This is a genomic window from Rahnella perminowiae (genome assembly GCF_019049755.1).
In the GTDB taxonomy this organism is placed as follows: domain Bacteria; phylum Pseudomonadota; class Gammaproteobacteria; order Enterobacterales; family Enterobacteriaceae; genus Rahnella; species Rahnella perminowiae.
This window is the reverse complement of the sequence record NZ_JAFMOS010000578.1, coordinates 1-22,471: the sequence shown is the minus strand read 5'-3', so window position 1 is coordinate 22,471 and position 22,471 is coordinate 1. Positions and strand designations below refer to the sequence as shown.

The 22,471-nt window shown below is 52.4% G+C and carries 22 protein-coding genes, 1 tRNA gene and 1 pseudogene; 10 read left to right on the top strand and 14 right to left on the bottom strand.

Annotated elements, in window-relative coordinates:
• The first annotated feature begins 145 nt into the window (after positions 1-145).
• The 4 genes from tssD to J1785_RS16100 all read left to right on the top strand — a co-directional run bounded on the left by tssD (position 146) and on the right by J1785_RS16100 (position 2,074).
• Positions 146-637, top strand: a complete 492-nt coding sequence (tssD, locus tag J1785_RS16115) for a type VI secretion system tube protein TssD (protein ID WP_217219865.1) — start codon at positions 146-148, stop codon at positions 635-637.
• A gap of 13 nt (positions 638-650) precedes the next feature.
• Complete coding sequence (locus J1785_RS16110) at positions 651-1,007, top strand: tlde1 domain-containing protein (protein ID WP_217219864.1); 357 nt, start codon at positions 651-653, stop codon at positions 1,005-1,007.
• Positions 1,004-1,441: a hypothetical protein gene (locus tag J1785_RS16105; RefSeq protein WP_217156239.1), complete on the top strand. Its 438-nt coding sequence runs from the start codon at positions 1,004-1,006 to the stop codon at positions 1,439-1,441. Before J1785_RS16110 ends, J1785_RS16105 begins: the two co-directional genes overlap by 4 nt.
• A 144-nt stretch (positions 1,442-1,585) precedes the next feature.
• Positions 1,586-2,074, top strand: coding sequence for a phage head morphogenesis protein (locus J1785_RS16100; RefSeq protein ID WP_217156679.1), 489 nt, complete (start codon positions 1,586-1,588; stop codon positions 2,072-2,074).
• A 246-nt stretch (positions 2,075-2,320) separates the two neighbouring features.
• On the opposite strand, the gene J1785_RS16095 is transcribed toward J1785_RS16100, so the two are convergent.
• The 7 genes from J1785_RS16095 to acrD form a co-directional block, all read right to left on the bottom strand.
• Positions 2,321-3,421 carry a phosphoserine transaminase gene (locus J1785_RS16095; protein ID WP_129955586.1) on the bottom strand — a complete coding sequence of 367 codons (1,101 nt, stop codon included), beginning with the start codon at positions 3,419-3,421 and terminating at the stop codon, positions 2,321-2,323.
• Positions 3,422-3,423: 2 nt separating this feature from the next.
• Entirely contained in the window at positions 3,424-4,722 is a 1,299-nt protein-coding gene (locus tag J1785_RS16090) for an ATP-grasp domain-containing protein (protein WP_238483244.1), read from the bottom strand.
• Positions 4,723-4,831: 109 nt separating this feature from the next.
• A complete protein-coding gene (locus J1785_RS16085; protein WP_013576544.1) occupies positions 4,832-5,017 on the bottom strand; it encodes a YpfN family protein in 186 nt (61 codons plus the stop codon).
• A gap of 10 nt (positions 5,018-5,027) precedes the next feature.
• Positions 5,028-5,687, bottom strand: a complete 660-nt coding sequence (locus J1785_RS16080; protein WP_217219866.1) for a M15 family metallopeptidase — start codon at positions 5,685-5,687, stop codon at positions 5,028-5,030.
• An 11-nt stretch (positions 5,688-5,698) separates the two neighbouring features.
• Positions 5,699-6,826 (bottom strand): succinyl-diaminopimelate desuccinylase, encoded by a 1,128-nt coding sequence (dapE, locus tag J1785_RS16075; RefSeq protein ID WP_217139348.1) that lies wholly within the window; start codon positions 6,824-6,826, stop codon positions 5,699-5,701.
• Position 6,827: 1 nt separating this feature from the next.
• A complete protein-coding gene (locus tag J1785_RS16070) occupies positions 6,828-7,211 on the bottom strand; it encodes an ArsC family reductase (protein WP_129955583.1) in 384 nt (127 codons plus the stop codon).
• A gap of 448 nt (positions 7,212-7,659) precedes the next feature.
• Positions 7,660-10,815, bottom strand: coding sequence for a multidrug efflux RND transporter permease AcrD (acrD, locus tag J1785_RS16065; RefSeq protein ID WP_129955582.1), 3,156 nt, complete (start codon positions 10,813-10,815; stop codon positions 7,660-7,662).
• A 330-nt stretch (positions 10,816-11,145) separates the two neighbouring features.
• On the opposite strand from acrD, the gene J1785_RS16060 reads away from it, so the two are divergent.
• Together J1785_RS16060 and nudK are read left to right on the top strand one after the other, a co-directional pair.
• Positions 11,146-11,436, top strand: coding sequence for a winged helix-turn-helix domain-containing protein (locus J1785_RS16060; RefSeq protein ID WP_129955581.1), 291 nt, complete (start codon positions 11,146-11,148; stop codon positions 11,434-11,436).
• 72 nt (positions 11,437-11,508) lie between these two features.
• Positions 11,509-12,099, top strand: a complete 591-nt coding sequence (nudK, locus tag J1785_RS16055) for a GDP-mannose pyrophosphatase NudK (protein WP_129955580.1) — start codon at positions 11,509-11,511, stop codon at positions 12,097-12,099.
• A gap of 55 nt (positions 12,100-12,154) precedes the next feature.
• On the opposite strand, the gene J1785_RS16050 is transcribed toward nudK, so the two are convergent.
• The gene (locus J1785_RS16050; protein WP_217219863.1) at positions 12,155-13,330 is read right to left on the bottom strand and encodes a hypothetical protein; all 1,176 of its coding nucleotides are present in this window, start codon (positions 13,328-13,330) and stop codon (positions 12,155-12,157) included.
• Positions 13,331-13,584: 254 nt separating this feature from the next.
• Between J1785_RS16050 and J1785_RS16045 the strand changes: the two genes are divergently transcribed.
• Positions 13,585-14,652, top strand: coding sequence for a DUF1176 domain-containing protein (locus J1785_RS16045; RefSeq protein WP_129955578.1), 1,068 nt, complete (start codon positions 13,585-13,587; stop codon positions 14,650-14,652).
• A gap of 98 nt (positions 14,653-14,750) precedes the next feature.
• On the opposite strand, the gene ybcJ is transcribed toward J1785_RS16045, so the two are convergent.
• Positions 14,751-14,969, bottom strand: a complete 219-nt coding sequence (gene ybcJ / locus J1785_RS16040) for a ribosome-associated protein YbcJ (protein WP_013576535.1) — start codon at positions 14,967-14,969, stop codon at positions 14,751-14,753.
• Between the two features lie 32 nt (positions 14,970-15,001).
• Positions 15,002-15,874, bottom strand: coding sequence for a bifunctional methylenetetrahydrofolate dehydrogenase/methenyltetrahydrofolate cyclohydrolase FolD (folD, locus tag J1785_RS16035; RefSeq protein WP_129955576.1), 873 nt, complete (start codon positions 15,872-15,874; stop codon positions 15,002-15,004).
• A gap of 185 nt (positions 15,875-16,059) precedes the next feature.
• Here folD and J1785_RS16030 point away from each other — a divergent pair, with 185 nt between their 5' ends.
• From J1785_RS16030 to J1785_RS16020, 3 genes and pseudogenes are all read left to right on the top strand, one after another.
• On the top strand, positions 16,060-16,971 hold the full coding sequence (locus J1785_RS16030) for an L-lactate dehydrogenase (protein WP_217219862.1): 912 nt from the start codon (positions 16,060-16,062) through the stop codon (positions 16,969-16,971).
• Between the two features lie 145 nt (positions 16,972-17,116).
• Positions 17,117-17,193 (top strand) — tRNA-Arg (locus J1785_RS16025).
• A 195-nt stretch (positions 17,194-17,388) separates the two neighbouring features.
• A pseudogene (locus J1785_RS16020) lies at positions 17,389-17,811 on the top strand (tyrosine-type recombinase/integrase); the annotation flags it as partial.
• Positions 17,812-17,983: 172 nt separating this feature from the next.
• Here the strand turns inward: J1785_RS16020 and J1785_RS16015 are convergent.
• Genes J1785_RS16015 through J1785_RS16000 form a run of 4 tightly spaced genes read right to left on the bottom strand, consistent with a single transcriptional unit; the run spans position 17,984 to position 22,339 of the window.
• A complete protein-coding gene (locus J1785_RS16015; protein ID WP_217219860.1) occupies positions 17,984-18,616 on the bottom strand; it encodes a hypothetical protein in 633 nt (210 codons plus the stop codon).
• Between the two features lie 2 nt (positions 18,617-18,618).
• Positions 18,619-20,058, bottom strand: coding sequence for a hypothetical protein (locus tag J1785_RS16010; protein ID WP_217219858.1), 1,440 nt, complete (start codon positions 20,056-20,058; stop codon positions 18,619-18,621).
• Positions 20,058-20,315, bottom strand: coding sequence for a PAAR domain-containing protein (locus J1785_RS16005; protein WP_129992345.1), 258 nt, complete (start codon positions 20,313-20,315; stop codon positions 20,058-20,060). The genes J1785_RS16010 and J1785_RS16005 overlap by 1 nt, the downstream gene beginning before the upstream one ends.
• Positions 20,312-22,339, bottom strand: coding sequence for a T6SS effector phospholipase Tle3 domain-containing protein (locus J1785_RS16000; protein WP_217219856.1), 2,028 nt, complete (start codon positions 22,337-22,339; stop codon positions 20,312-20,314). The genes J1785_RS16005 and J1785_RS16000 overlap by 4 nt, the downstream gene beginning before the upstream one ends.
• Positions 22,340-22,471: the final 132 nt, after the last annotated feature.

Below are 22,471 nucleotides of genomic sequence, written 5' to 3'. Positions count from 1 at the left end.
TCAATACTCCCTCCGTTACTGAATTTTCAGGCTGTACAAAAATTGACGCTAATTTGACTTAGGGGTAGTTTAATTCCACTGCGAAAGCAGCAGGTTAGCCAGCATGTTTCGCGCTGGCTCTCTCTTTAAAATGGAGTTTAAAACTATGGCTATTCCAGCTTATCTATGGCTCAAAGACGACGGCGGCGCGGACATTCGCGGCTCTGTCGACGTTGCGGGCCGTGAAGGCAGTATCGAGATCCACGGCCTGCATCATGGCGTCAGTATTCAAACCGACAACGCCACGGGAAAGGCTACAGCGACCCGCGAACACGCCCCTTATCTTTTCAGCAAAGAGATCGACGCTTCCAGCCCCTATCTGTACAAGGCCGTAACCACAGGCCAGAAACTGAAATCCGCTGAGGTTAAATTTTATCGCATTAATGACGCGGGTCAGGAAGTGGAATACTTCAGCGCCATGATGGAGAATGTAATGGTCGTAACGGTTGGGCCGATGATGTATGACGTCAAATCCCAGTACGGCGAAGCCAGAAATCATCTTGAAATGATTGAGCTTGTTTACGAAAAAATCCCCTGGCGTTATGTGGATGGAAATATTATCCACTCAGACAGCTGGAACGAACGCGCGACGGCATAAGGGATTATTACCTATGGCATGGAAATATGAGCAAAGCACAGGCAGGTTGTACTATGGCAGCGAGCAGGTCGAGACCGGCTACTCCGGTAGCCTGACTAATAAAAATAACCCTGACCGCCAGCAGGTTAAAGGGATGGGGCCGCTCCCCCGTGGTACTTATCGCATCGCGGGCCATTCTCGTTCAAAAGGCCCCGCTACCATTATTCTGGAGCAAACTTCGGGGGATTCCTTTGGCCGTTCTGCCTTCCGTATTCATGGCGAACGCAAGGACAAGCCTGCGGGATTCGCCTCTGAAGGTTGCATCATAATGTCCCCAGCGACACGCTGGCGGATAATCAGCGTAGGCGGGACGCTGGAGGTCGTAAGATGAGGCGGTTAATCCTGCTGCTTTTGTTGTCAGGTATGGCGGCCAGTTCAATGGCTGCCACCATCAACTGGCCCGACGCTTTGAAGGGAATTGCAGCCGGAGAACAGTACTGGCTTGATAAGGCCCCCGAACTCGCCAAAGTTGCGAACGTGCAGCAATCGCAAGCGCTCGAGGACGCTTTATCGTCTGCGCTGTCGAGTAACACCGAAGGCGCGCTGAAGGCTCTGGTCGTGCTGGATTCCCGGGACTGGCCTCATTTCGTTGGGACAGACCTCGTTTGCATGGGACCCATTAACAAACAATCGGCTGAGATAGAGACCTTTTATCAGCGAACCCGTCTGGCCCTGCTGGGGACGGACAAAGGAGCGACCTGTCTGTGGATCCTTGAAGCGACATACGAAGAATGGAAAGCAGACAACGCCCGCAAGGTTAAGTAATATTATCCCCTGAAGTACAAAGCCCGGTCGGCTGACCGGGCTTTCCTCACGTTTCACCCCCATTGATTTCCCGTGTTAATTCTCCTTAGTCGCTGAACCCCCTCAGCCACTTTCGCACGTCTTCAGCTCGCACAATACCCCTACTTGTTAACGTGGCTTTCGCCACCCGATATCCGCAACGGCCTGACCGATTCCCTGGCGAACGGTAGCACCTACCGGGAGTTCGTTAATAACCTGCAGCCGGTACTGGAGGCGAAAGGCTGGATAGGGAAAGGTCTGGTGGCTGACCCGGAGACCGGAGAACTCCAAGGTAAGCAGCTGACGCCGCGCCGGTTACAGACCATTTTTGACACGAATATTCAATCCAGTTACAACGCCGGACGCTATCAACAGCAGATGGCCAACGTGGTCGACCGGCCTTATCTGGAACGCGTGGCCGTGATGGACACCCACACCCGCCCGAAGCATGCTGCGCTAAACGGCTTCACGGCCCGGGCAGACGACCCGGTCTGGGAATACTTGTACACCCCTGACGGGTACGGCTGCCGCATTCGCGCCCGCTCCCAGTCCGACGTGGACAAGTACGACCTCAACGTGCAGAGCAGCGACCCGCTATTTCGCCAGCGTAATTGACTAAGCACACACAAACGCGCTGTAATCCCCGCTAGCCAGTTAAACCACAAGATGATAATGGTTAATAACGATCAATTTATTGGTATTGATCGGTGATGCCGATCAGTTGTTTTTGAGAGGTTTATCAGGTGCGGGGTTTAATGACGTTACAATCAATTCTGGACAGTCCAAAAAAGGCATTTTATAGGTCGTTAGACAGTCCAGAAATGAGCGCAAAACAGTCCAGAAAATTTCGCCGCGCTACAATTATTTGCGGTTCTTACGCATGAAATCATCCATGAAGTTCGTCAGCTTTTCGGCTGCCGGCAGCGACAGGGCGTTGTAGATAGAGGCACGGATACCGCCAATCGCGCGGTGACCCGCCAGGCCGGAAAAGCCAGCTTCATGGCTCTCTGCCAGGAATTTTTTCTCCAGGTCCGCATCAGGCAATTTAAAGGCCACGTTCATAGATGAACGGTCTGCTTTGCTGCTCCAGCCATTGTAGAAGCCGTTGCTGTTGTCGAGCATCGCGTACAACAGTTCCGCTTTATGGCGGTTGGTCTGTTCCATATTTTCCAGACCGCCAACATCGTTGAGCAACCAGCGGGTGACCAGCAGTACAACGTAAATCGCAAACACCGGCGGCGTATTGAGGTTGGAATGGGATTCAACCTGACGACGGTAGTTCAGGAATGACGGCAATTCATCTGAAGATGCTTTCACGACGGTATCGTGCACCAGTACGATGGTGACGCCTGCCGGGCCGATGTTTTTCTGTGCGTGGGCGTAGATCACGGAAAATTTGTTCGCATCGCACGGTTTGGACAGAAAATCAGAAGACATATCGCAGACACGGGGCACATCGTCGCGGCCGAGAACGCGCTGGAACTGTAATCCTTCCACCGTTTCGTTAGAGACATAATGCAGATACGGCGCATCAGGCGAGAATGCCAGCTCTTCGTCCGCAGGCAGACGGTTAAATCCGCAGGACTCACCGCTCCACAGGACTTTTACCGGCCCTTCGCGACGCGCTTCGGTGACGACTTTACTGCTCCAGTAACCGGTATCCAGATATTCGGCGGCGTGCTTCTGGCCGCGTAACAGGGTCATCGGCACCATCGAAAACTGCTGCGTTGCACCGCCCTGCAGGAACAGGATATGGAAGTCTTTCGATAACCCGAGCAGGGCCCGGATGTTGTTTTCTGTTTCCTGCACAATGGCGGCAAACCAGTCTGAACGGTGGCTGATACCCAGTATCGACAGCCCCACCTCCGGCACTTCTTTTATTGCAGCTTCAACCTGAGTGAGCACGGTTTCCGGCAATGCACCAGGTCCACCGGAGAAATTCAGAGCGTTACGTGAAATCATATTTATTCTTGTCCTTTAAACGCATCAGCAGAGATGTTGGTGTGCGCCAGGGCACGGGATAGCAGCAACTCGCGGCATGCTGTTTTAACTTTATTCATGTGGATTTGTTTGTGCGGGAACATCACTTCCAGATCCATCGCATGTACCACCATGGCCGGATCGATTTCAAACACCAGCAACCTGCCGTCCGGCGTTTCACTGCAATCAATGCCCAGATAATCAAGTTGCGTGGCGTCATAAATCGCTTGCAGCGCCTGTTGATGGCGCGTCGCAAATGCCCGGAAGTTGTTCAGAAATGCCGCTTCTTCTTCGCGTTTTTGAATGTCTTCGTACATGAAAGCGTTCACGTAATGCACCATCCAGTGGGATGAAATCGCCATATGACAGGCATAAGGCACGCCGTCGATCAACGAAATTCGGTACTTACGGAACTGGCCGTCTTTATTGCTGTAATCAATAAACTGCGACAGGAAATAATCTTCAACCTGCACGCGGGTCAGATAGTCCGCCAGTGTTTTCTGACAGGTAATTTTTTCCAGACCGTGGCCGCCGTGCGAACCGGCAGGACGCAGGATCACCGGATAGTGGCTTTCAGGCAACGCATCGTGCAGCGTGGTTTCTCCGGCGGCGACGGCTGATAAAGTGGCAAATGTCACCGCATGCGCCTGTGCAATGGCTAAACCGGGTTTGTTTTGCAACAACCGGCTGGCAGTGTGGCGCTCAGAATTCGGGATATGTTGTGGCGCATTGATAACAGGCACCGGCCAATGTTGCGTGACTTTCTCAAGTTGCTGCAACAGGAACAAATTTTCTGTGGTGGCGCTGATGCCGACCATCATTAAATCGTGCTCAGGGATCGGGGCTTCAAACGGGGCTTCTTGCGTAATGTAGTAATAAATCAGCTCGATATCGCTGTTTTCCAGCAGGCAATCCAGCGGTACGTTCGCAGAAAGCGTACCGGGCACCATCAGTATCAGTAAGCGTAATGTTGCCGGTTGTCGCGCGGCACGAAGGGTATAGACCTGCTGCATCGCCAGTGCCTGATTCTGAATAGTCAGACCCAGTTCAGTGCGTTGCAGACACAGCATGACGGTAGAAAGATTCATCCACAATACGGCGTCATCAGGGGATTGCTGCGCACGGGTGATCAGCACCTGCGCAATGTCAGACCATTCTTCGCCTGCGATGCTCATGCGTAAAAACGGAGCCAGACCCAGAAATTGCGAGGCGTCGAAGCGTTCAGGCACTGCCTGGTCCGCCCGGGAAATAGGTAATGTTTGCAAAGGACTTGCTCTCTCCATGCATCAGTTTCATGTCGCATGATAATGGCAGGAGAGAAAGTCAATCGGCGGAGAATCGCTAGATTATCCGCCGACTAATATTGATTAACGATGAGAGGCTGACGGGGCGTTACTTTTTCTTTGGCCAGTCGTCATCTTTATCCCACTCGGCATTATTGTCGCGATGCGGCGGGATTTCAGGTTTGTCTTTCAGGAACTTTTTCACATCAACGCGGTTCAGCTCTTTGATACCGCTGATGAACATGCCGACCAGAATGATCAGAACGATCCACCAGTAATCTTTAATCCACTCCATGGTGTACTCCTTAAAGGGGTGAGGGGGCGATAAATCGCGGGAAAAGGGTGTCTATTTGCCCGGCTAACCAGTCTGCGGCAGCCACGTCTTTTCCGGTCCAGGCGCTGAGTAAGACCTGCGGCGTGAGCTGTTTTTCACATTCCGCCGCCAGCGGCTGGTAGCTCAGATGCCAGGGTTCGACAGCCACGCCGCCGCGGTCTTCGGCATACGGGCGGTAAAAACCAAACTCTGCCATATGCGCTGACATCCATTGGTTCAGCGGATAAAAATACCCGTCTTGCTCATATTCCCACGGCTCCAGTTGCAGCGTTTTACCTGCCGGAAGCAATGAAGGATCATACACATCCAGATCACTGCCCCAGTGGTGACGGCTGGCGCCCGGCAGTGCAGACCAGCGTAAAATCAGCTCACAACGTTCTGCGGTCGTCAGTGCACGGATATCTACCGGCTGGCTGTTCTTATCTAATACTGGTCGTTCGCCGCGAAATTTGCCATTCCAGATGGTCAGTTGCCGATCGAAATCACGAAAGGTACTGGCCGGTTGTAAGTCAAAACCAGCCTCACGGGCTGCCTGACGCATTTTTTCAAATGCGTGTGCCGCCTCTTTCTGCAACCGGTGTGGCCCTTCACCCAGCGTCACCAGATGTGCAACGGAGCGCCCGGTCAGCATCTCGTGATCGATCATGCGACTAACTGTTCCATGATGCGCTGATACATGCGGCTGAGCACCTGCAGATCGGCGGCATGGACGCATTCATTGATCTTGTGGATAGTGGCGTTGACCGGCCCGAGTTCGACCACCTGCGCCCCCATCAGTGCGATAAAACGCCCGTCTGAAGTACCGCCGGTAGTTTGCAGTTCCGGCGTGATTTCGCTGTAATGACGCACCGCATTGACCACCGCATCCACCAGCGCACCGCGTGATGTCAGGAAGGGCTGGCCGGAAACCACCCAGTTCAGGGTGTATTGCAGGTTATGCCGGTCCAGCAGTTCTGCCACGCGCTGTTTGATAATGTCATCGGTCAGCTCGGTGCTGAACCGGAAGTTGAACTGCACATACAGTTCGCCCGGAATGACGTTGTTGCTGCCGGTGCCCGCGTTGATATTGGCGATTTGCATGCTGGTCGGCGGGAAGAATTCGTTGCCGTTATCCCACACGGTAGCGACCAGTTCGTTCAGTGCCGGCATGGCGCGGTGCACCGGATTATCTGCCAGATGCGGATACGCGACGTGTCCCTGAACGCCATGGACATGCAGATTGGCAGTCATGGAGCCACGGCGGCCATTTTTCACGATATCGCCGACGCGCGTGGTACTGGAAGGCTCACCTACCAGACAGTAATCAAGGCGTTCATTGCGCGCCATTAACGCATTCACTACTTTCACGGTGCCGTTAACGGCGCTGGCCTCTTCATCAGAAGTAATGAGAAAAGCCAGACGCCCCTGATGGCGGGGATTGGCGGCGACAAAACGCTCCGCTGCCACCACCATCGCCGCCAGGGAACCTTTCATATCTGCCGCACCGCGACCATACAACATGCCGTCGCGCAGCGTGGGCTCAAACGGGCCGGTGACCCAGAGTTTGTGATCGCCGGTCGGGACGACATCGGTATGTCCGGCAAATGCCAGCGTTTTACCTTCTCCCCGCGTTGCCCAGAAGTTCAGGGTATCGCCGAAATGCATCGGTTCAATGTGAAAACCAATGGCCCTGAGGCGGGCAATCATAATCTCCTGACAACCGGCATCATCCGGGCTGAGGGAAGGGCGGCGGATTAACTGTTGGGCTAAATCGAGAACCGGACAACTCATGTTACTTCACCTGTGCGAGGAATTGCTGATAGATTTCTGGTTTGAATCCCAGCAGGGACTGACCCTCTGCGGCCAGTAAAAATGGGCGTTTGATTACCGCAGGTTGTTCCAGCATCACGGCTTTGGCGCTGGCTTCGTTATTGCAGGCGGCGCGTGTCGTTTCATCGAGCTTACGCCAGGTTGTCCCGCGGGTATTAAGCATGGCTTCCCAGCCCTGTTTATCCAGCAGGTTTTGCAACAACGCACCATCCAGTCCTTCGACACGGTAATCATGAAACTGATAGTCAACCCCGTTTTCTTCCAGCCAGCGTCGGGCTTTTTTGACGGTATCGCAATTTTTTATGCCGTAGAGAATAAAAGAGGTTGGAGCAGAAGTCGTTGCCATAGAAAAACGTAACCTGTCAGTAAAATAAGAACTTTTCACCCGCATAAAAACGGGCGTAAGGATAGAACACATAATGAGGCAAAACGTCGGCAGGATCCAGACGGGGCGGGATTGTGATCGCGCTTAAAAAATAATGATGGAGTTTTTGCATGGTTAAAAAATAGACGTATAATGCGTTCGTCCAATCAAGGGGAGTAAAATGTTAGAACAAGAGTTAGGTCACTGGAAAGACTTTATCGACCGTATGTTGAAAGCGTAATTGCCCCACATCGTTACCGTTAAAGCAAAGAAAAGATTTATTCTCAGTGCAGCACGTCATTATAAAAAACGTTTGTTCAGGAAGATCATTACGTCCGATTTATCGACGATTCTCACAGCCAGTAAATCATTAATAAAAAAGGCGTTAATCTCTATTAACGCCTTTTTTGTTGTCCGTTATCCAGCACCGTTATTTATGTTCTGCGGGCACAGTCTCAACGATATCAGCAATCACCGGATGCACGATTTTCCCGGGAAACCGGCGGCGGATCAGGACGAAGAACAACGGCACGAAGAAAATGGCCAGAATCGTTGCGGAAATCATCCCGCCGATCACGCCAGTACCGACCGCGTGCTGGCTGCCTGAACCGGCACCCATGCTGGTTGCCATTGGCAAAACACCGAAAACAAACGCCAGCGAGGTCATCAGAATCGGACGCAGACGCATTCTTGCGGCTTCCAGGGTGGCCTCCAGTAATGCCTTCCCGCGGACATTCAGATCATTGGCAAATTCGACAATCAGAATCGCGTTCTTCGCCGACAAACCAATGATAGTCAGCATCCCGACCTGGAAATAGACATCGTTTTCCAGCCCGCGCAGCCAGGTGGCAATGACCGCCCCCAGTACCCCGAGCGGCACCACCAGCATGACGGAGAACGGAATTGACCAGCTCTCATACAACGCGGCCAGACACAAGAATACCACCAGCAGGGAAATCGCATACAGCGCCGGTGCCTGTGAGCCTGACAGCCTTTCCTGATACGACAGTCCGGTCCATTCAAGGCCAATCCCGACCGGCAATTTTGCTACCAGTTTTTCCATATCATCCATGGCGGTACCACTGCTGATACCCGCTGCCGGTTCGCCCACAATTTCCAGCGCGGAATAGCCATTATAACGTTCCAGACGTGGCGAACCGGTCAGCCATTTTGACGTCGCAAAAGCGGAGAAGGGCACCATGGTTCCGGCCGAGTTTCGCACATACCAGCGATCGATATCATCCGGCAACATGCGGTATTTTGCTGCGGCCTGCACATAGACTTTCTTCACGCGGCCACGATCAACGAAGTCATTGACGTACGTTGAACCCCACGCGGTGCTCAGCGTGCTGTTGATATCCGTAATTGCCACACCCAGAGCCTGCGCTTTCACCTGATCGATATCGATCTGCAACTGCGGACTGTCATCCAGACCGTTGTGACGCACACGGGTCAGATTGCTGTCTTTAGCGGTCATCGCCAGTAACTGATCACGTGCCGCCATCAGCGCGTCGTGGCCCAGCCCGGCGTGATCTTGTAATTCCATATCAAAGCCGGTCGCGCTGCCGAGACCATTGATGGCAGGTGGGCTGCTGGCGATAACACGGGCTTCAGTGATCTTGTTAAACGCTTTGGTTGCCCGTTCAATCAGGGCAAAGGAAGAGTCATCTGTGCCGGTACGTTCATCCCATGGCGTCAGGCGCACAAACATACGTGCGACGTTCTGCCCGTTACCACCCGGCCCTGCACCTATGGTCGAGAACACCGACAGTACGTCTTTCTTATCTTCAGTCAGAAAATACTTTTCGACCTTTTCCACGACTGTTTGGGTTTGCTGCAACGTCGAACCCGGCGGCAACTGAATCTGCACGGTGAATACCCCGCGGTCTTCCAGTGGCAGAAACGACGTGGGTAATTTGATAAACATGACCGCCAGCACCGCGACCAGTGCGGCATAACCGAGCATGTAACGCAGGCTGTTACGCAGCACCCGTGCCACGCCGTTCTCATAGCGACGGGCGTTGCGGTCAAACATCCGGTTAAACCAGCCGAAGAAGCCGCGTTTGCCGTGGTGATGCCCCTGCGTGACGGGTTTAAGAATGGTCGAACACAGCGCCGGTGTCAGTGTCAGGGCGACAAAGACTGACAGTACCATCGCCGAGACAATCGTGATGGAGAATTGGCGATAAATCGCGCCGGTGGTTCCGCCGAAGAACGCCATCGGCACGAATACCGCTGACAGCACCATCGTAATCCCGACCAGCGCACTCTGAATTTGCCCCATCGATTTTCGCGTCGCCTCTCGGGGACTGAGGCCTTCCTCGCTCATTACGCGCTCGACGTTTTCCACCACCACGATGGCGTCATCCACCAGCAAGCCGATGGCGAGCACCATCGCGAACATCGTCAGGGTATTTATGCTGTAGCCGAACTGATGCAGTACGGCGAAAGTCCCCAGTAAAACCACCGGCACGGCAATCGTCGGGATCAACGTAGCGCGGAAGTTTTGCAGGAATAAATACATCACCAAAAACACCAGCACGATAGCTTCAAACAGCGTTTTCACGACGTCCGTGATTGCCGCTTTAACAAATGGCGTGGTTTCGTAGGCAATTTCGGCTTTCAGCCCGTGCGGAAAATAGTGAGAGAGCTCATCAAGACGTGCACGAACGGCTTTGTCCGTTTGCAGTTCGTTGGCACCGGACGCCAGTTTCACGCCCATACCGGACGCAGCCTGCCCGTTATACCGGCTGAGCAGGGCATAGTTTTCCGCACCAAGACCGACAGTTGAGACGTCGCCAAGTTTAACCTGTGAGCCGTCCTGGTTTACTTTGAGCGTGATCTGACGGAACTGCTCCGGCGTCTGTAACTGCGCCTGGGCATTAATGGTGGCATTCAGCGCCTGAAAATCCACCGAAGGCGCGCCGCCGAGCTGGCCCACGGCGACCTGACTGTTTTGCGCTTTGATGGCGGTGACCACATCGGCAGTGGTCAGCTGGTAATTATTGAGTTTATCCGGATCCAGCCAGATACGCATCGCATACTGTGAGCCGTAAGCATCGATGCTGCCGACGCCGGGTACGCGGCTCAGCGGATCCTGAATATTGGAAGCCACATAATCGGCAATATCCTGTTTATCCATACTGCCGTCTGTGGACACAAACGCCACCATCATCAGGTTGGTATCACCGGTTTTTGATACCGTCACCCCTTGCGTCTGAACATCCTGTGGCAGACGTTTAAGCGCCTGTTGCAGTTGATTTTGTACCTGTTGCAGCGCTTCATTCGGATCGGTTCCGGCAGTAAAACTCAGGGTAATCTGCGATTTACCGTCGTTACTACTCTGTGAAGACATGTACATCAGATTATCGAGGCCGGTCATGTTTTGTTCAATAATCTGAGTAACAGTGTTTTCTAATGTTTGTGCTGATGCACCGGGATAGGTTGCAGAAATCCTGACGTTTGGCGGAGCCAGATCGGGATACTGCTCAACCGGCAGAAAATAGATAGCGAGTGCGCCGGATAAAGAAATGATGATCGCTAAAACCCAGGCAAAGATTGGGCGATCGATAAAAAAGTTAGCCATGCTTCAGAAACCTCGTTGTCACTCTGGCGTGAGTGACTAACATCAGCAAACAAACACAATGTCAGTAATCTGACAAAAAAATCCCCTGAGCGTCATCTTCTCAGAGGCGGTACCGTCCCGGCGGGACTGAGCAAGTGTTAGAGTGTAGTGCTACATCAGTGCACTTTACCTTCTCATCACGTATAAAACGTGGAGAAATAAAGGAGATAATGTAAAAAAAACCTCCCCGCACACAGGGTTATCTCGCAGACAGATTCGCTAAAAGCGGCTACGCTTTGACTGCCCGCTTTTTTTAGCCCCCATTCTTATGTCCATACCGGAGCCGTTCAGATGAGTTTGATGTTAAATTCGGTTTTCGCCCGTCGTCTCTACCTTTGCTGGTTGCTGGACACTGAGCAAAAACCGAACGTACCGAAACTGATGGAAATCACCGGCTGGCCACGCCGCACTTTGCAGGACGTTCTGAAAGCGCTGCCGGGCATGGGCGTTGAGCTGGAGTTTGTGCAACAAGGTGTACGCAACAATGACGGGTATTATCAGCTTTCAGGCTGGGGGCCACTGGATGCAAAGTGGATTGAACGCCATCGTGAACAATTGCTTAATGCAATTGAGCACGGCTGAATCTGGCGGGCGCGGTGTAATATCGCTATGATGTCTGGCTTCTCTCACCCCCTCTGAGCGGAGGCACGCTTTATGTCATCTGATGACAATTCATCCAGAATCGAAAACGTCCGGAACCAGTTACTGTCTGATAACTGGTATGTTCTTCGCAAATATACCTATGATTTAATCAAGCGTAATGGCGAACGCCAGCCGCAATCCCGCGAAGTGTATGACCGGGGTAATGGCGCGACGATTCTGCTTTATAACCGTCCTAAAAAAACCGTCCTGCTGATCAGACAGTTCCGTATGCCGACCTACGTCAATGGCAACCCGACCGGTATGCTGCTGGAAACCTGCGCCGGTTTGCTCGACAACGACTCGCCGGAAGATTGCATCCGTAAAGAAGCCATCGAAGAAACCGGTTTTGCGGTGGGCAAGGTAGATAAACTTTTTGAAGCCTATATGTCGCCGGGCAGCGTGACAGAAATCGTACATTTTTTCGCGGCGGAATATGATGAGTCGCAGCGTCAGAACGCCGGTGGTGGTGTGGAAGACGAGGACATTGATGTGCTGGAGGTGCCCTTTACCGAGGCACTGGCGATGATCAAAGACGGGCGCATCAAAGATGGTAAAACCATCATGTTGCTGCAATATGCGCAGATTCAGGGCTGGCTGGCGTAAAGAGGACCGGCGAAATGCATTAACGCCAAAGGCACCCGCAGGTGCCTTTGTTGTTTCAGTGCTCCATGTTTATCACGGTACTGCCTGCGTGACCTTTCATGGCAGACCACGGCAAAACTGACCATTCAGGGCCTTCGCACGAACGCATAACGCGGGCAAAGGTCGGATCAAAATACAGCCCTTTTGGCGTGAAATACCAGGCCGGGAACTGCCAGACCGACGGGTCTGAGTAATCGCAATCGTCTTCGCTTTCTTCTGTCGGTTTTTTCATTTGTTGCGGATAGGCCACTGCCAGCTGTTTTACCAGCCACGGTGCCCATTTTTTATCGCGGTACTGAGCGAAGGTATCGAAATCCACATCGTTCTTACCGGTGAGGGCGCGATCTTCAGCATTCAGATAGTGGAATGGTGCACCATCGCCCACCCAGACCACATCTTCCAGCGTCAGTGTTTCTGCAGTTTTTGCGTTCAGGTTGATCGGTGCCTCGCCAAAATCAGGATGCGCGCCACCGCAATCATAAGACGTAAACACACTGATACTGACGACCTGGTCGCTCATGTATTCAGGCGTCACTGTCTGCTGATATTCACCCTGACCAAAACGACTGGCACCCAGCATACAGGCATGCCAGCCGCTGACTTCCTGCCATAAACGGGCGCGTAGCTTCTGGTTAATGGCCGGTAAACTGGCTTCCGGATAGCCGGAGACAATCTCAAAGAAGCTGATTTTCGACTGTGGCTCAGTCCACCATTGCAGCTGATAACCCATAAAGTTTTCATTTTTACCGGCTTTCAGTTGCAGCGCGGATAAACGCAAATACTCATACGGATCGGTGTGGAACAAAGAACTGAGATAGCCGTCGTCAGTGGCTGCTGCCGGTAATTGCGCAGGCTGAAGCTTAACCGGCAGATTTTTGCCCTGCGGGTTAGTCCAGTTGCCTTGCCAGCCACCGTTTTCATCTTTGGTCAGCGTCAGTTCAGGACGCGGCGTATCGTCGAAATCATCCAGGCCTTCCTGTAATTTTAGTTCCTGACCATCCAGCACCCCGTTCAGCGGCAGATCCAGCCGGTATTTTTGATAGAAATACCGGCCGGTGACTTCGTCAGGTTTATTTAAATCGAGTTCGACAACAATACTGGTGCTACCCAGTGTGCCGGCGTACACCACCGGCGGCTCTTCAGCCAGCGCAGGCAGTGATAACAGCGTTATCATCAAAACCAATAACTTCATCCGTATCTCCCAGAGAAATGATCTTCATCCTTTCGCCATTATTGTTTGTTTTTGGCTCAGCCAGTGTACTGAAAGTTTCCCTGCGTCACCATTACGGCTTCTTGCCTGTCATGAAAAATTATTGTCTGCCGCACACCCTGCTGGCAGAGTATCTCTTTCTAAATCCGAATAAAAAATGCTGAATTGGTGGCAGAGTCTTGCCGGGGGTTACGCTATTATCAGAAAGATAATTTCGAACAGAGCTGAAACTCATAATGTGTAAATGGATAACCGCCCCTTTATGCCTGCTGGCCACAATACTGGCTTTTAGTGTGCAGGCTGAGCCGTTGCAGGCTATTTATAACGACTGGCAGGTCAGCTGTGACAACCTGAATCACTGTGTCGCGCGCAATTCGCAGGACGGGCAGGAGCTGGTCATGAAAATCACCCGCGAAGCCGGACCGGAAGGAAAATCCTCCGTCAGTATTGATTATCAGCGTAACAGTGATGAGCAGACGGCGGATGTGCCGGTTGCTAACCATTTGCAGATGAACGGCAAAACGCTGAGTTTTAATCACCGCGAATGGGATGTCAGTACAAAACATCTTTCCACCACTAACCGTCTGGTGGTGAATGATTTTATCGCCACTGTCCGCGAAGGCAGTAGCATTCAGCTGGCAGTAAAAGCCGATCCGGCTCAGCCTGTCAGGCCGGTAATCTCCCTCAAAGGCATAAAAGCCGCGCTGCTGGCGATTGATGCGCAACAAGGCCGTGTCGGCACCAAAACCGCCTGGGTTAGCCGGGGTGCAAAACCTGCCAGCAGTGTGCCGCCGATCCCGGCCACGCCGGTCATTGCGCGTTTCAGCGAACCGCATGCGTTATCTGAAACCGAGATTTCAGCCATTACACAAAATGCCGCGACCACCATTGAAAATAACGATTGCAGTCTCGACCCTTCCGAACGTGAAGTGCATATTTTCGCTTTGAGCAACGATAAAGCCCTGATGACCGTCAACTGCGATATGGGGGCATACAACCTGTATGCGCTGGGTTTCCTGGTTTCGCGACAGGCGCCTTATAAAATGGAAAATCTGACGCTGAATATGCCGTTTAAACTGGGTGAGGATGATGAGTCGCCGGAGCTTATCAACGCTGATTTCGACCCGAAAACCGGTATGCTCTCGACCTACGATAAAGGACGAGGCATCGGTGATTGTGGCGTCTCTTCGCGCTGGGTGTTTGATGGCAAACAGTTCCGGTTGGCGGCTTTTGCCTCTGAGCCCAGCTGCGATGGTTATAGCCGTGGTGGAGAATGGCCGGTATTGTGGGTGACGCAGCCGTAACGGATGCCCGGGCTTGTGCTCAGCCTGTCAATGAAAAATGCCCTGTGAGCTTTCGCTTCCAGGGCATTTTCTTTTACGTTGCAACGTCGCAGGAAAGATTATTCGGATGCTTTCACAACGACTTTATTGCTGGCGAACTCAACATTCATATCAGCAACGATTTTGCAGCGTTTACGGGTTTCGACTTTACCGTTGACCTTAACCTGGCCTTCGGCAATCACTGCTTTCGCCGTACCGCCGCTGTCACACCAGCCCATAAATTTGAGCAGATCGCACAGTTCAACGTGCGGGTGTTTTTCGAGAAAGAAAGTTTCCATGTATTCCTGACTTTTTGTGTAATGCAAATGGTTTAAGGCTTACTGGCACTGATATCGTGATATTCCTCGCATGCCTGCAAGGTATTTTGAATCAACGTCGCGACCGTCATCGGGCCTACGCCGCCCGGCACCGGTGTGATAAAGGAAGCACGCTCAGCGGCGGCATCATATTCCACATCGCCGACAACTTTACCACTTTCCAGACGGTTAATACCGACATCAATGACAATCGCGCCTGGTTTAATCCATTCGCCTGGAATAAAGCCCGGTTTACCCACAGCGACAATCACCAGATCGGCATTCTCAACATGGTGGCGCAAATTCCGGGTGAAACGGTGCGTGACGGTCGTGGTGCAACCGGCCAGCAGTAATTCCATGCTCATCGGACGGCCCACAATATTGGAAGCACCGATAACAACAGCGTTCAGCCCGAAGGTATCAATACCGTAACGCTCCAGCAGCGTCACAATGCCGCGCGGTGTACATGGGCGCAGCGTCGGTGCACGCTGACACAAACGACCGACATTATACGGATGGAAGCCATCGACATCTTTATCCGGGTGGATACGCTCCAGCACTTTAATGTTATCGATACCGGCAGGCAGGGGAAGCTGAACCAAAATGCCGTCGATGGCACTGTCGTTATTGAGTTTTTCGATCAGTTCCAGCAACTCACCTTCGGTGGTGGTGGCAGGGAGATCATAAGAACGGGAGATAAACCCGACTTCTTCACAAGAACGACGTTTGCTGGCGACATAAATCTGTGATGCCGGGTTTTCACCGACCAGCACGACAGCCAGACCTGGGGCGCGTTTTCCTTCAGCCAGTCGTTGTTGAACACGCGCCGCAACTTCGCTTCTGACTTGCTGCGCAATCGTTTTACCATCAATAATCTTTGCTGCCATCAGGGAGTAAATCCATCAATTAATAAATGCAGGGGGATAAGTCTATTTTGTCAGAAGCGGCGGACGCTGTCAGGCGTTGAATGCGAATAAGTTGTTATTCACGGCTGAAAATTTAACCTGAGACAGGGGCGGAAAAAGTGTCTATTTTAGAGCTGGCTCTTTTTAAATCATAAGGAAAGGAACAAATGACACGCAAAGTGGGGATCATCGGTGCCGGTCATGTGGGTGCTGACGTTGCATTCTCGTTGGTCACGCAGGGTTTGTGTGACGTAATAGTTTTGCTCGACGAAAACGAACCTAAAGCAGCCAGTCAGGCGCTGGAGTTGCGCGACATGGCGTCGCTGACGGCCTCACGCGTACAGGTTATTGCCAATGATTATAGCGAGCTGCATGACGCCGATGTCCTGGTGATTGCCGTTGGACCGAAAACATTGCTGCGTGAAGACCGCCTGGAAGAACTTGCTGAGACCCGCGCTGCCGTGCGCGAAGTGATCCCCCGCGTGATTGCCAGCGGCTTTGGCGGTGTGATCGTCAACATCACCAACCCGTGTGATGTTATTACGCAGATTATTCAGCAGACCAGCGGATTCCCTGACGCACAGGTCTTCGGCACCGGCACCTCGCTTGATACCGCGCGCATGAAACGTGTCGTGGGCGAATTTTTTGGCTTTGATCCGAAAAGTGTCACCGGTTATGTGATGGGCGAACACGGAGAATCACAGTTTGTGGCCTGGAGTACCGTCACCCTCGGCGGACGCCCGGTGGCTGAACTGGCAGGCGACCGTGACGTCGACTGGGTAAAAATGAACGATGCTGTACGGGGCGGAGGTTGGGAAATCCTGCAGGGGAAGGGGTGGACAAGTTTTGGCATTGCTACAGCCACTGCCAGACTGGTGAATGCCATTTTGTCTGACGCCCATAGCGTGTATCCGGTTTCTGCCCTGGATGAAAAACTGGGCGTTTATATTGGTCAGCCAGCCGTCATTGGCAAAAAGGGCATTGTACAAACACTGCTGCCGGAACTGACCGCTTACGAAAGCGTGGCTTATCATGCTTCCGCCCGTGTGATAGCTGCCGCGCTGAAATCCGACAAATAGCCGATACCGTGTACATAACCTTGCAAGACAGCCGGGAATATCTGCAAATTGCTCAGGCATTAAGCAGTGAGTTCGAAAGCCATTGACTCATCCCGGTCTGCCCGTATAATCCGAACCCGCAACGCTCCCGAAAGGGACAAGCAATGCGCCCTTAGCTCAGTTGGATAGAGCAACGGCCTTCTAAGCCGTAGGTCACAGGTTCGAATCCTGTAGGGCGTACCATTTCGAAGTAAACAGACGTCAATCGACGTCTTTTTTTATGCCTGAAATTCAGTGGGTTGGCTGTTTTTGGTGCGTCGAAACTCTCTCTGAGTCTACCTACATCTACCTGCATTAAGTAGTATCTGTTGGTATATGTGATGGTACATCCCCGTTCAATGAAATCCTGTACCAACAGCCAGCAACGGAGGGCCTCAAATGGCCTTAACCGATGTAAAGGTAAGAAGTGCAAAGCCTACCGACAAGCCTTATAAGCTTACCGATGGCGAAGGAATGCATTTAATGGTTCATCCTAATGGATCTAAATACTGGCGCTTACAGTACCGTTTTGACGGTAAGCAAAAGATGCTGGCGTTGGGTATCTATCCTGAGATTTCTTTATCTGAAGCCAGGCAGCGGAGAGATGAAGCTAAGCGGCAAGTTGTTAACGCTATCGATCCCAGCGAACAGAAAAAGGTTGAGAAACAAGCTCGCAAAGCGACAGTGGAAAATACTTTCAAAGCGATCGCTCTGGAATGGCATGAGTACAAACGCCCTAACTGGTCGAAGGGTTACGCTGAAGACATTATGGAAGCGTTTGAAAATGATATCTTCCCGGATATCGGTAAGCGCCCGATTGCACCCTCTGTCGCAGTGAAGACAAGACTGCAGGCGAGGGGGGAGATTTTTGCCTGCTGAACCTGTTCTGCACTGCCGGTCACCAGCCGGTAGTTGCTGATGCCGGATACTGTCGTACCGATGGCCAGAACCAGCATCGCGGCGGCGCTACTCCACTGCGCCACTGTTCGCGCCGTTACGCCGACCGGATGACCGGCGCGGCGATGAATACCCGCAGACAACTCCCGCCAGACCGGAGAATCCGCGCGTGTTCCGCCTGAGTGTATTGCGCCTCATGACTGACCCAAATCAGCGCATCGGCAGGGGCATGAGGACGCAGACGGCGCAACGCCTGAAGATCTGCCGTATTGCCGCCCGCCGCCAGCGACCCGCCCCATAACAGCAGGGTATTGCCGACCGTCATCCAGCCGGATTCTGTCAGCCCCGGCGCGACCGCTTCAATATCGGTCGGTTCACCCATCACCAGCAGCCAGGGGAGTTTGCGCTTCCAGCGCAGGCCGTAGCGATGCCTGAGTGCAGATCTCAACCGGCCAACATCAATGGACGGCTGAACAGGCCGCTCCGATTCTGTACCTGCCGGTGCGACTTTGGGACGCACAGGAACCCGCCAGCTGGCCGACGTGGTGACGAGGGTAAATGACAGGGCAATAAGCGCGACAATCAGCGTGATGACCACAACGGTCATTAAAATGCCGGAGTGCTTTGAGGACGAAGAAAACACGCTGAATTGCCGGAACACACTGATAATCGCGACTGCAACGGCCAGCAGCAGGAACAATATTCCCAGACGTGTAATGATTTTCTTCACAATCAGCTTCCTTGCTGCGCAGAACGGATAAAGTGCGGTTCAAGCAGGCGATTCAATATGATCCGCAGGCCCACGGCGCTGCCAATCATCGTGACGACCAGCGTCAGGATCAGCGTGATTGTGCCCCGGAAAGAAAACAGCCAGTCCGGGAAGGCATGGCCGAGGGACCAGAACAACACCAGATTGAACAGCAGTGAAGCGACCAGGCATCCGGCAGGGTAGACATCGCGGGGTAACTGGCTGTGATAGTCAGCCTGAACCGGCGCTTGAGTCCCGACAACCACCGCCCAGGCTGACTCTTCAGCGGCGGCCAATACCCACTGGCTGCCCTGACCGCGCTTAATCATGTCGGCAGCGGCCCCCAACATCAGCCAGCCCGAAAGAGAACCATACCCTCCACAACCTTTGTCGAAATCCAGTTGCCCACCCATAGGGGCTTCCTGGCGCAGCGGTAATTTCAGGTCATGGACAACGGCATTGAGCTTTTGACGCAGGATGTCGGTCAGCCCGGAGAACCACACCAGACGAAGAGACTCTGCCGGTTGTTGCGACATATCGCGCAGTTCCCGCAAATCTTCCGGCAGTTTTTTCAGGTTTAACGGCATGGCTCTGAAGAGCTGCGGGGCATTTTGCACGGCATCGGGTCTAAGCAAGTTGGCGGGGGAGAGCAGCAGGCCGGTCGCGATTTCGCTGAGAGGCTTTTCCTCCACACCGTCGTAGTACTGCATCGCAATAACGAGAGAGGGAGTGCGTGCGTCTAAGCAGGTTCCCACAGTTTCCAGAGACGCCTGCGGGCCGACAGGGTTTACCTGTAACGAGTAACCGGGATAAAGCGTTTGCCAGAGCTCTTCGAGGTAGAGAATGTGTGTTTCAGTCACCTCCGTCTGCGTCTGCACAAAGAGTCTGAACGTTACCTGTTTTGGCAGATTCAGCGCTTTAATGGCGTCTTCAAACGACGCCAGGATATGGCGGCAGATGATTTCAAAGCGATAAATACCCGGCGGCGCCTCGTCCTCAGGAAACAGCAACACCGCAGGCTCCTCGTTATCGCCTTCTGGACGGGAGAGGCCCGCGACCTGCGGGTATAAATCCAGACGGGTGGTGAAGTTCACGCTATCAACAATATGCAGATGCTGATGTGTCCAGTTTTGCCATGCTGCATTGGTGTTTGCCTGCCAGTGTGTCCAGCTGTAATACATCAGCGCACCGGTTTCCCATGTCAGGAGATAAAGCGACAGAGACGACAATATCCCCACCAGCGTGAAGCCGGTCAGCGGCAGATAATGACCTGAAGACAACGGATACAACCCGGTTGATGGCGTATCGAGCACTACCCAGACTAAAGCCAGTGCAAAAGCCAGCAGAAAAATAAACACGCAGACCCACGGCGACCATGACATGGGTTTTTGCGGTAACGTTGCCTTGGGAACTGACCAGCCCATTATTCGAACCCTGCATCAGGGAAGCTGGCATAGACTACCGACCCACATTCAGTTTTGCACAGATGTACCACAATCCCTTTTCCCTGCTCCTCATAATCTGGCTCGCATTCGATAATGCGGTTAGGACCATGTTCCTCGCAGCTCACCATGTCATGTAGCAACGCCGCATTTTTGCCCTCAATCTCAAACGTCGATGAAGCAGAAACCACAGCGCCGCCGTGGGAAGTTTTATCCCCAAGAACCACGACATTTTTCATGCGAGTTCTCCCTGCGGTTTCTGTGCCCGGACTAATGCGATATTGTCAGCCTCGGCCTTTTTCACTGCGGCGTCATAGCGCTGCCGGGCATCAGCATCTACGTCTTTACGGATAATGGGCGGCAGCGGAGGTGGCGTGAAAGTGCCTGTTTGGTAGTAATCATCTGAGCCAATATGTGTCCAGTCAGCCATATCGCGCAGCATCTGCATCTGCGTTTCGTTCTGACCGATATTGCAGAAACCAATTGGCAAGTCGTAGGCCATCACCTGCTGAAGGAATAACGGGTTTTGAGGTAAATCACTGTGGTCGGCAGGCCGGGAAATATACTGGCTTATGCGCGAACGCATATGCTCAACGCTTTCCCTGTCAACATTCCGTTTGTCATAGGGAGAACCAGAGCCTGGCGGCACAGGGAAGGTTTTGCGCTCATTGAAGCCATAGAGTTTGATGTAGTATTTGTAGGTATTGTCGTTGGGCTTCCCTGTTTCCGGGGCATTGGTGCTCCAGCTATAACCATAGCTGTCATAATTTTTATCAGCCAGATAGATTGAATGTGCTGCTTTATCGGCGGGTAAGTCTTCAATATGTTTGCGGTCTTTATCGAAATCAGCCAGCTGCTCCGCAGTTATTGGCAGAGGGACCTGTTCGGCATTGATAAACAGCTTTTGGTTTGGGTCCGGATCAGGCCATGCCTGGCGACTAAACACAGAATCATTGCTGTCCCAGAATTTTTTACCGCCATTTGGTTTCCAGTCCCTGCTCATATCCGGCAACGTACCGAACGGCGTTTGCGGATTCGGTGCTTCGCCACAGGCCATATTACGGGCGAGCATGCGCACAAAAAGTGAGTTTTCCGGCACCATCGCAAAAACAGGGTGCGGCTGGGTATAGTTGCTGGCTTTCGTATTGGGAAGCCCTTGCCAGCCAATACTCAATAAGGGTGACGACCCCATTACCCGGTCATGCGGGCTGCAATAAATATACGTGCGTCCGTGATTGTCCCGCTCAGGAACATCCGGATTGGAGGTTTTCCCATCCGGTTGCCAGTTCTCGCACGCACCATCAACACCACAGACCAGTTTCTTCGGGTTGGCGTTCTTAAGCCGGTCCTTATTTTCAGCCACTTTGCCGACAATATCAGCAAAGGTGACACGTCTGGCGACGTCAGAGATACATTCCGCTAATGGATAGGAGAGATAGTCCATCCCTTTGCTTTCCAGACAGAGCGGTGAATTCATCACAAAGAGCGCATCGGGTGCGGCACCCTCCATTGCCGCTGCGGCAGTAGCAATCATGGTGCCCTGGCTGTGAGATATAACGGTGACGGTATCCGTCGGGCTGAGTTCGCGGATCTTTCTCACCAAATTAGCCAGTCGTTCCGCTGCATGGGCGTAATATTCACGCGGCGGTGCGTTTGCCAAAAGACGGTCTGTTTCTTCATTGATAAACTGCGTACTGAAGGGGATAGGGATTTTTTTGACCCATTTGCTGAAACCGTACTTGCTCCACAATGAATACAGGGAAGTACAACCGTTTTGAAAAGGGCCACCGCCCCAGAAAAATGGATATTTATTGTTTTTTATCTGTTCATCATTGAGATCATTATAGCTAATCCCTTTTTCTGTTCTGAGCGGAATGGCGAAATCTTTTTCGGTACCTGGTTTTGCGCAGTATCCCCAGTAAAACCGAATAATTGGAGAACGCTCATTCTTAGTGATCTTTACCGGAAAAGTGCTGTCTCCATTATATGCATTGGGTTTTAGGACAAAATCTGTGCCTTTCAGACCAAGGCGCTGATTAAGTCCTTCACAAAGGTTTTCTTCCGCTGGTGTGTACCATTCGCCTTCCGAGTTTACGCCGTGAACAAAGATAACCAAGCCGGGGAGTTGAATGCCTTTTCTTACTTCCCCCCGAACACAAACATTTTGCGGGCTCATAGTACTTCTGGCTTGTTGAATACCATTAGGTGTCGTTTCACTGTTCAGTAAGCGAGTAGGTTGATCGTGTTGATAGGCTTCAGACATAAATCATCCTTGATTTTCAGATTGGCGGGGAAGTAAATCGAGATTACAACTAAAGTGAGTTGTAATCTGAGAAGATAACTCCAAGCTAGGAATTACATCCTCGGGTGTTTTATTTCTTATGTCATAATATAT

Coding starts and splice junctions, on each gene's coding strand:
- tssD (WP_217219865.1), top strand. CDS start 146: ATGGCTATTCCAGCTTATCTATGGCTCAAAGACGACGGCGGCGCGGAC.
- J1785_RS16110 (WP_217219864.1), top strand. CDS start 651: ATGGCATGGAAATATGAGCAAAGCACAGGCAGGTTGTACTATGGCAGC.
- J1785_RS16105 (WP_217156239.1), top strand. CDS start 1,004: ATGAGGCGGTTAATCCTGCTGCTTTTGTTGTCAGGTATGGCGGCCAGT.
- J1785_RS16095 (WP_129955586.1), bottom strand. CDS start 3,421: ATGATTTCACGTAACGCTCTGAATTTCTCCGGTGGACCTGGTGCATTG.
- J1785_RS16090 (WP_238483244.1), bottom strand. CDS start 4,722: ATGGAGAGAGCAAGTCCTTTGCAAACATTACCTATTTCCCGGGCGGAC.
- J1785_RS16085 (WP_013576544.1), bottom strand. CDS start 5,017: ATGGAGTGGATTAAAGATTACTGGTGGATCGTTCTGATCATTCTGGTC.
- J1785_RS16080 (WP_217219866.1), bottom strand. CDS start 5,687: ATGCTGACCGGGCGCTCCGTTGCACATCTGGTGACGCTGGGTGAAGGG.
- dapE (WP_217139348.1), bottom strand. CDS start 6,826: ATGAGTTGTCCGGTTCTCGATTTAGCCCAACAGTTAATCCGCCGCCCT.
- J1785_RS16070 (WP_129955583.1), bottom strand. CDS start 7,211: ATGGCAACGACTTCTGCTCCAACCTCTTTTATTCTCTACGGCATAAAA.
- acrD (WP_129955582.1), bottom strand. CDS start 10,815: ATGGCTAACTTTTTTATCGATCGCCCAATCTTTGCCTGGGTTTTAGCG.
- J1785_RS16060 (WP_129955581.1), top strand. CDS start 11,146: ATGAGTTTGATGTTAAATTCGGTTTTCGCCCGTCGTCTCTACCTTTGC.
- nudK (WP_129955580.1), top strand. CDS start 11,509: ATGTCATCTGATGACAATTCATCCAGAATCGAAAACGTCCGGAACCAG.
- J1785_RS16050 (WP_217219863.1), bottom strand. CDS start 13,330: ATGAAGTTATTGGTTTTGATGATAACGCTGTTATCACTGCCTGCGCTG.
- J1785_RS16045 (WP_129955578.1), top strand. CDS start 13,585: ATGTGTAAATGGATAACCGCCCCTTTATGCCTGCTGGCCACAATACTG.
- ybcJ (WP_013576535.1), bottom strand. CDS start 14,969: ATGGAAACTTTCTTTCTCGAAAAACACCCGCACGTTGAACTGTGCGAT.
- folD (WP_129955576.1), bottom strand. CDS start 15,874: ATGGCAGCAAAGATTATTGATGGTAAAACGATTGCGCAGCAAGTCAGA.
- J1785_RS16030 (WP_217219862.1), top strand. CDS start 16,060: ATGACACGCAAAGTGGGGATCATCGGTGCCGGTCATGTGGGTGCTGAC.
- J1785_RS16010 (WP_217219858.1), bottom strand. CDS start 20,058: ATGGGCTGGTCAGTTCCCAAGGCAACGTTACCGCAAAAACCCATGTCA.
- J1785_RS16005 (WP_129992345.1), bottom strand. CDS start 20,315: ATGAAAAATGTCGTGGTTCTTGGGGATAAAACTTCCCACGGCGGCGCT.
- J1785_RS16000 (WP_217219856.1), bottom strand. CDS start 22,339: ATGTCTGAAGCCTATCAACACGATCAACCTACTCGCTTACTGAACAGT.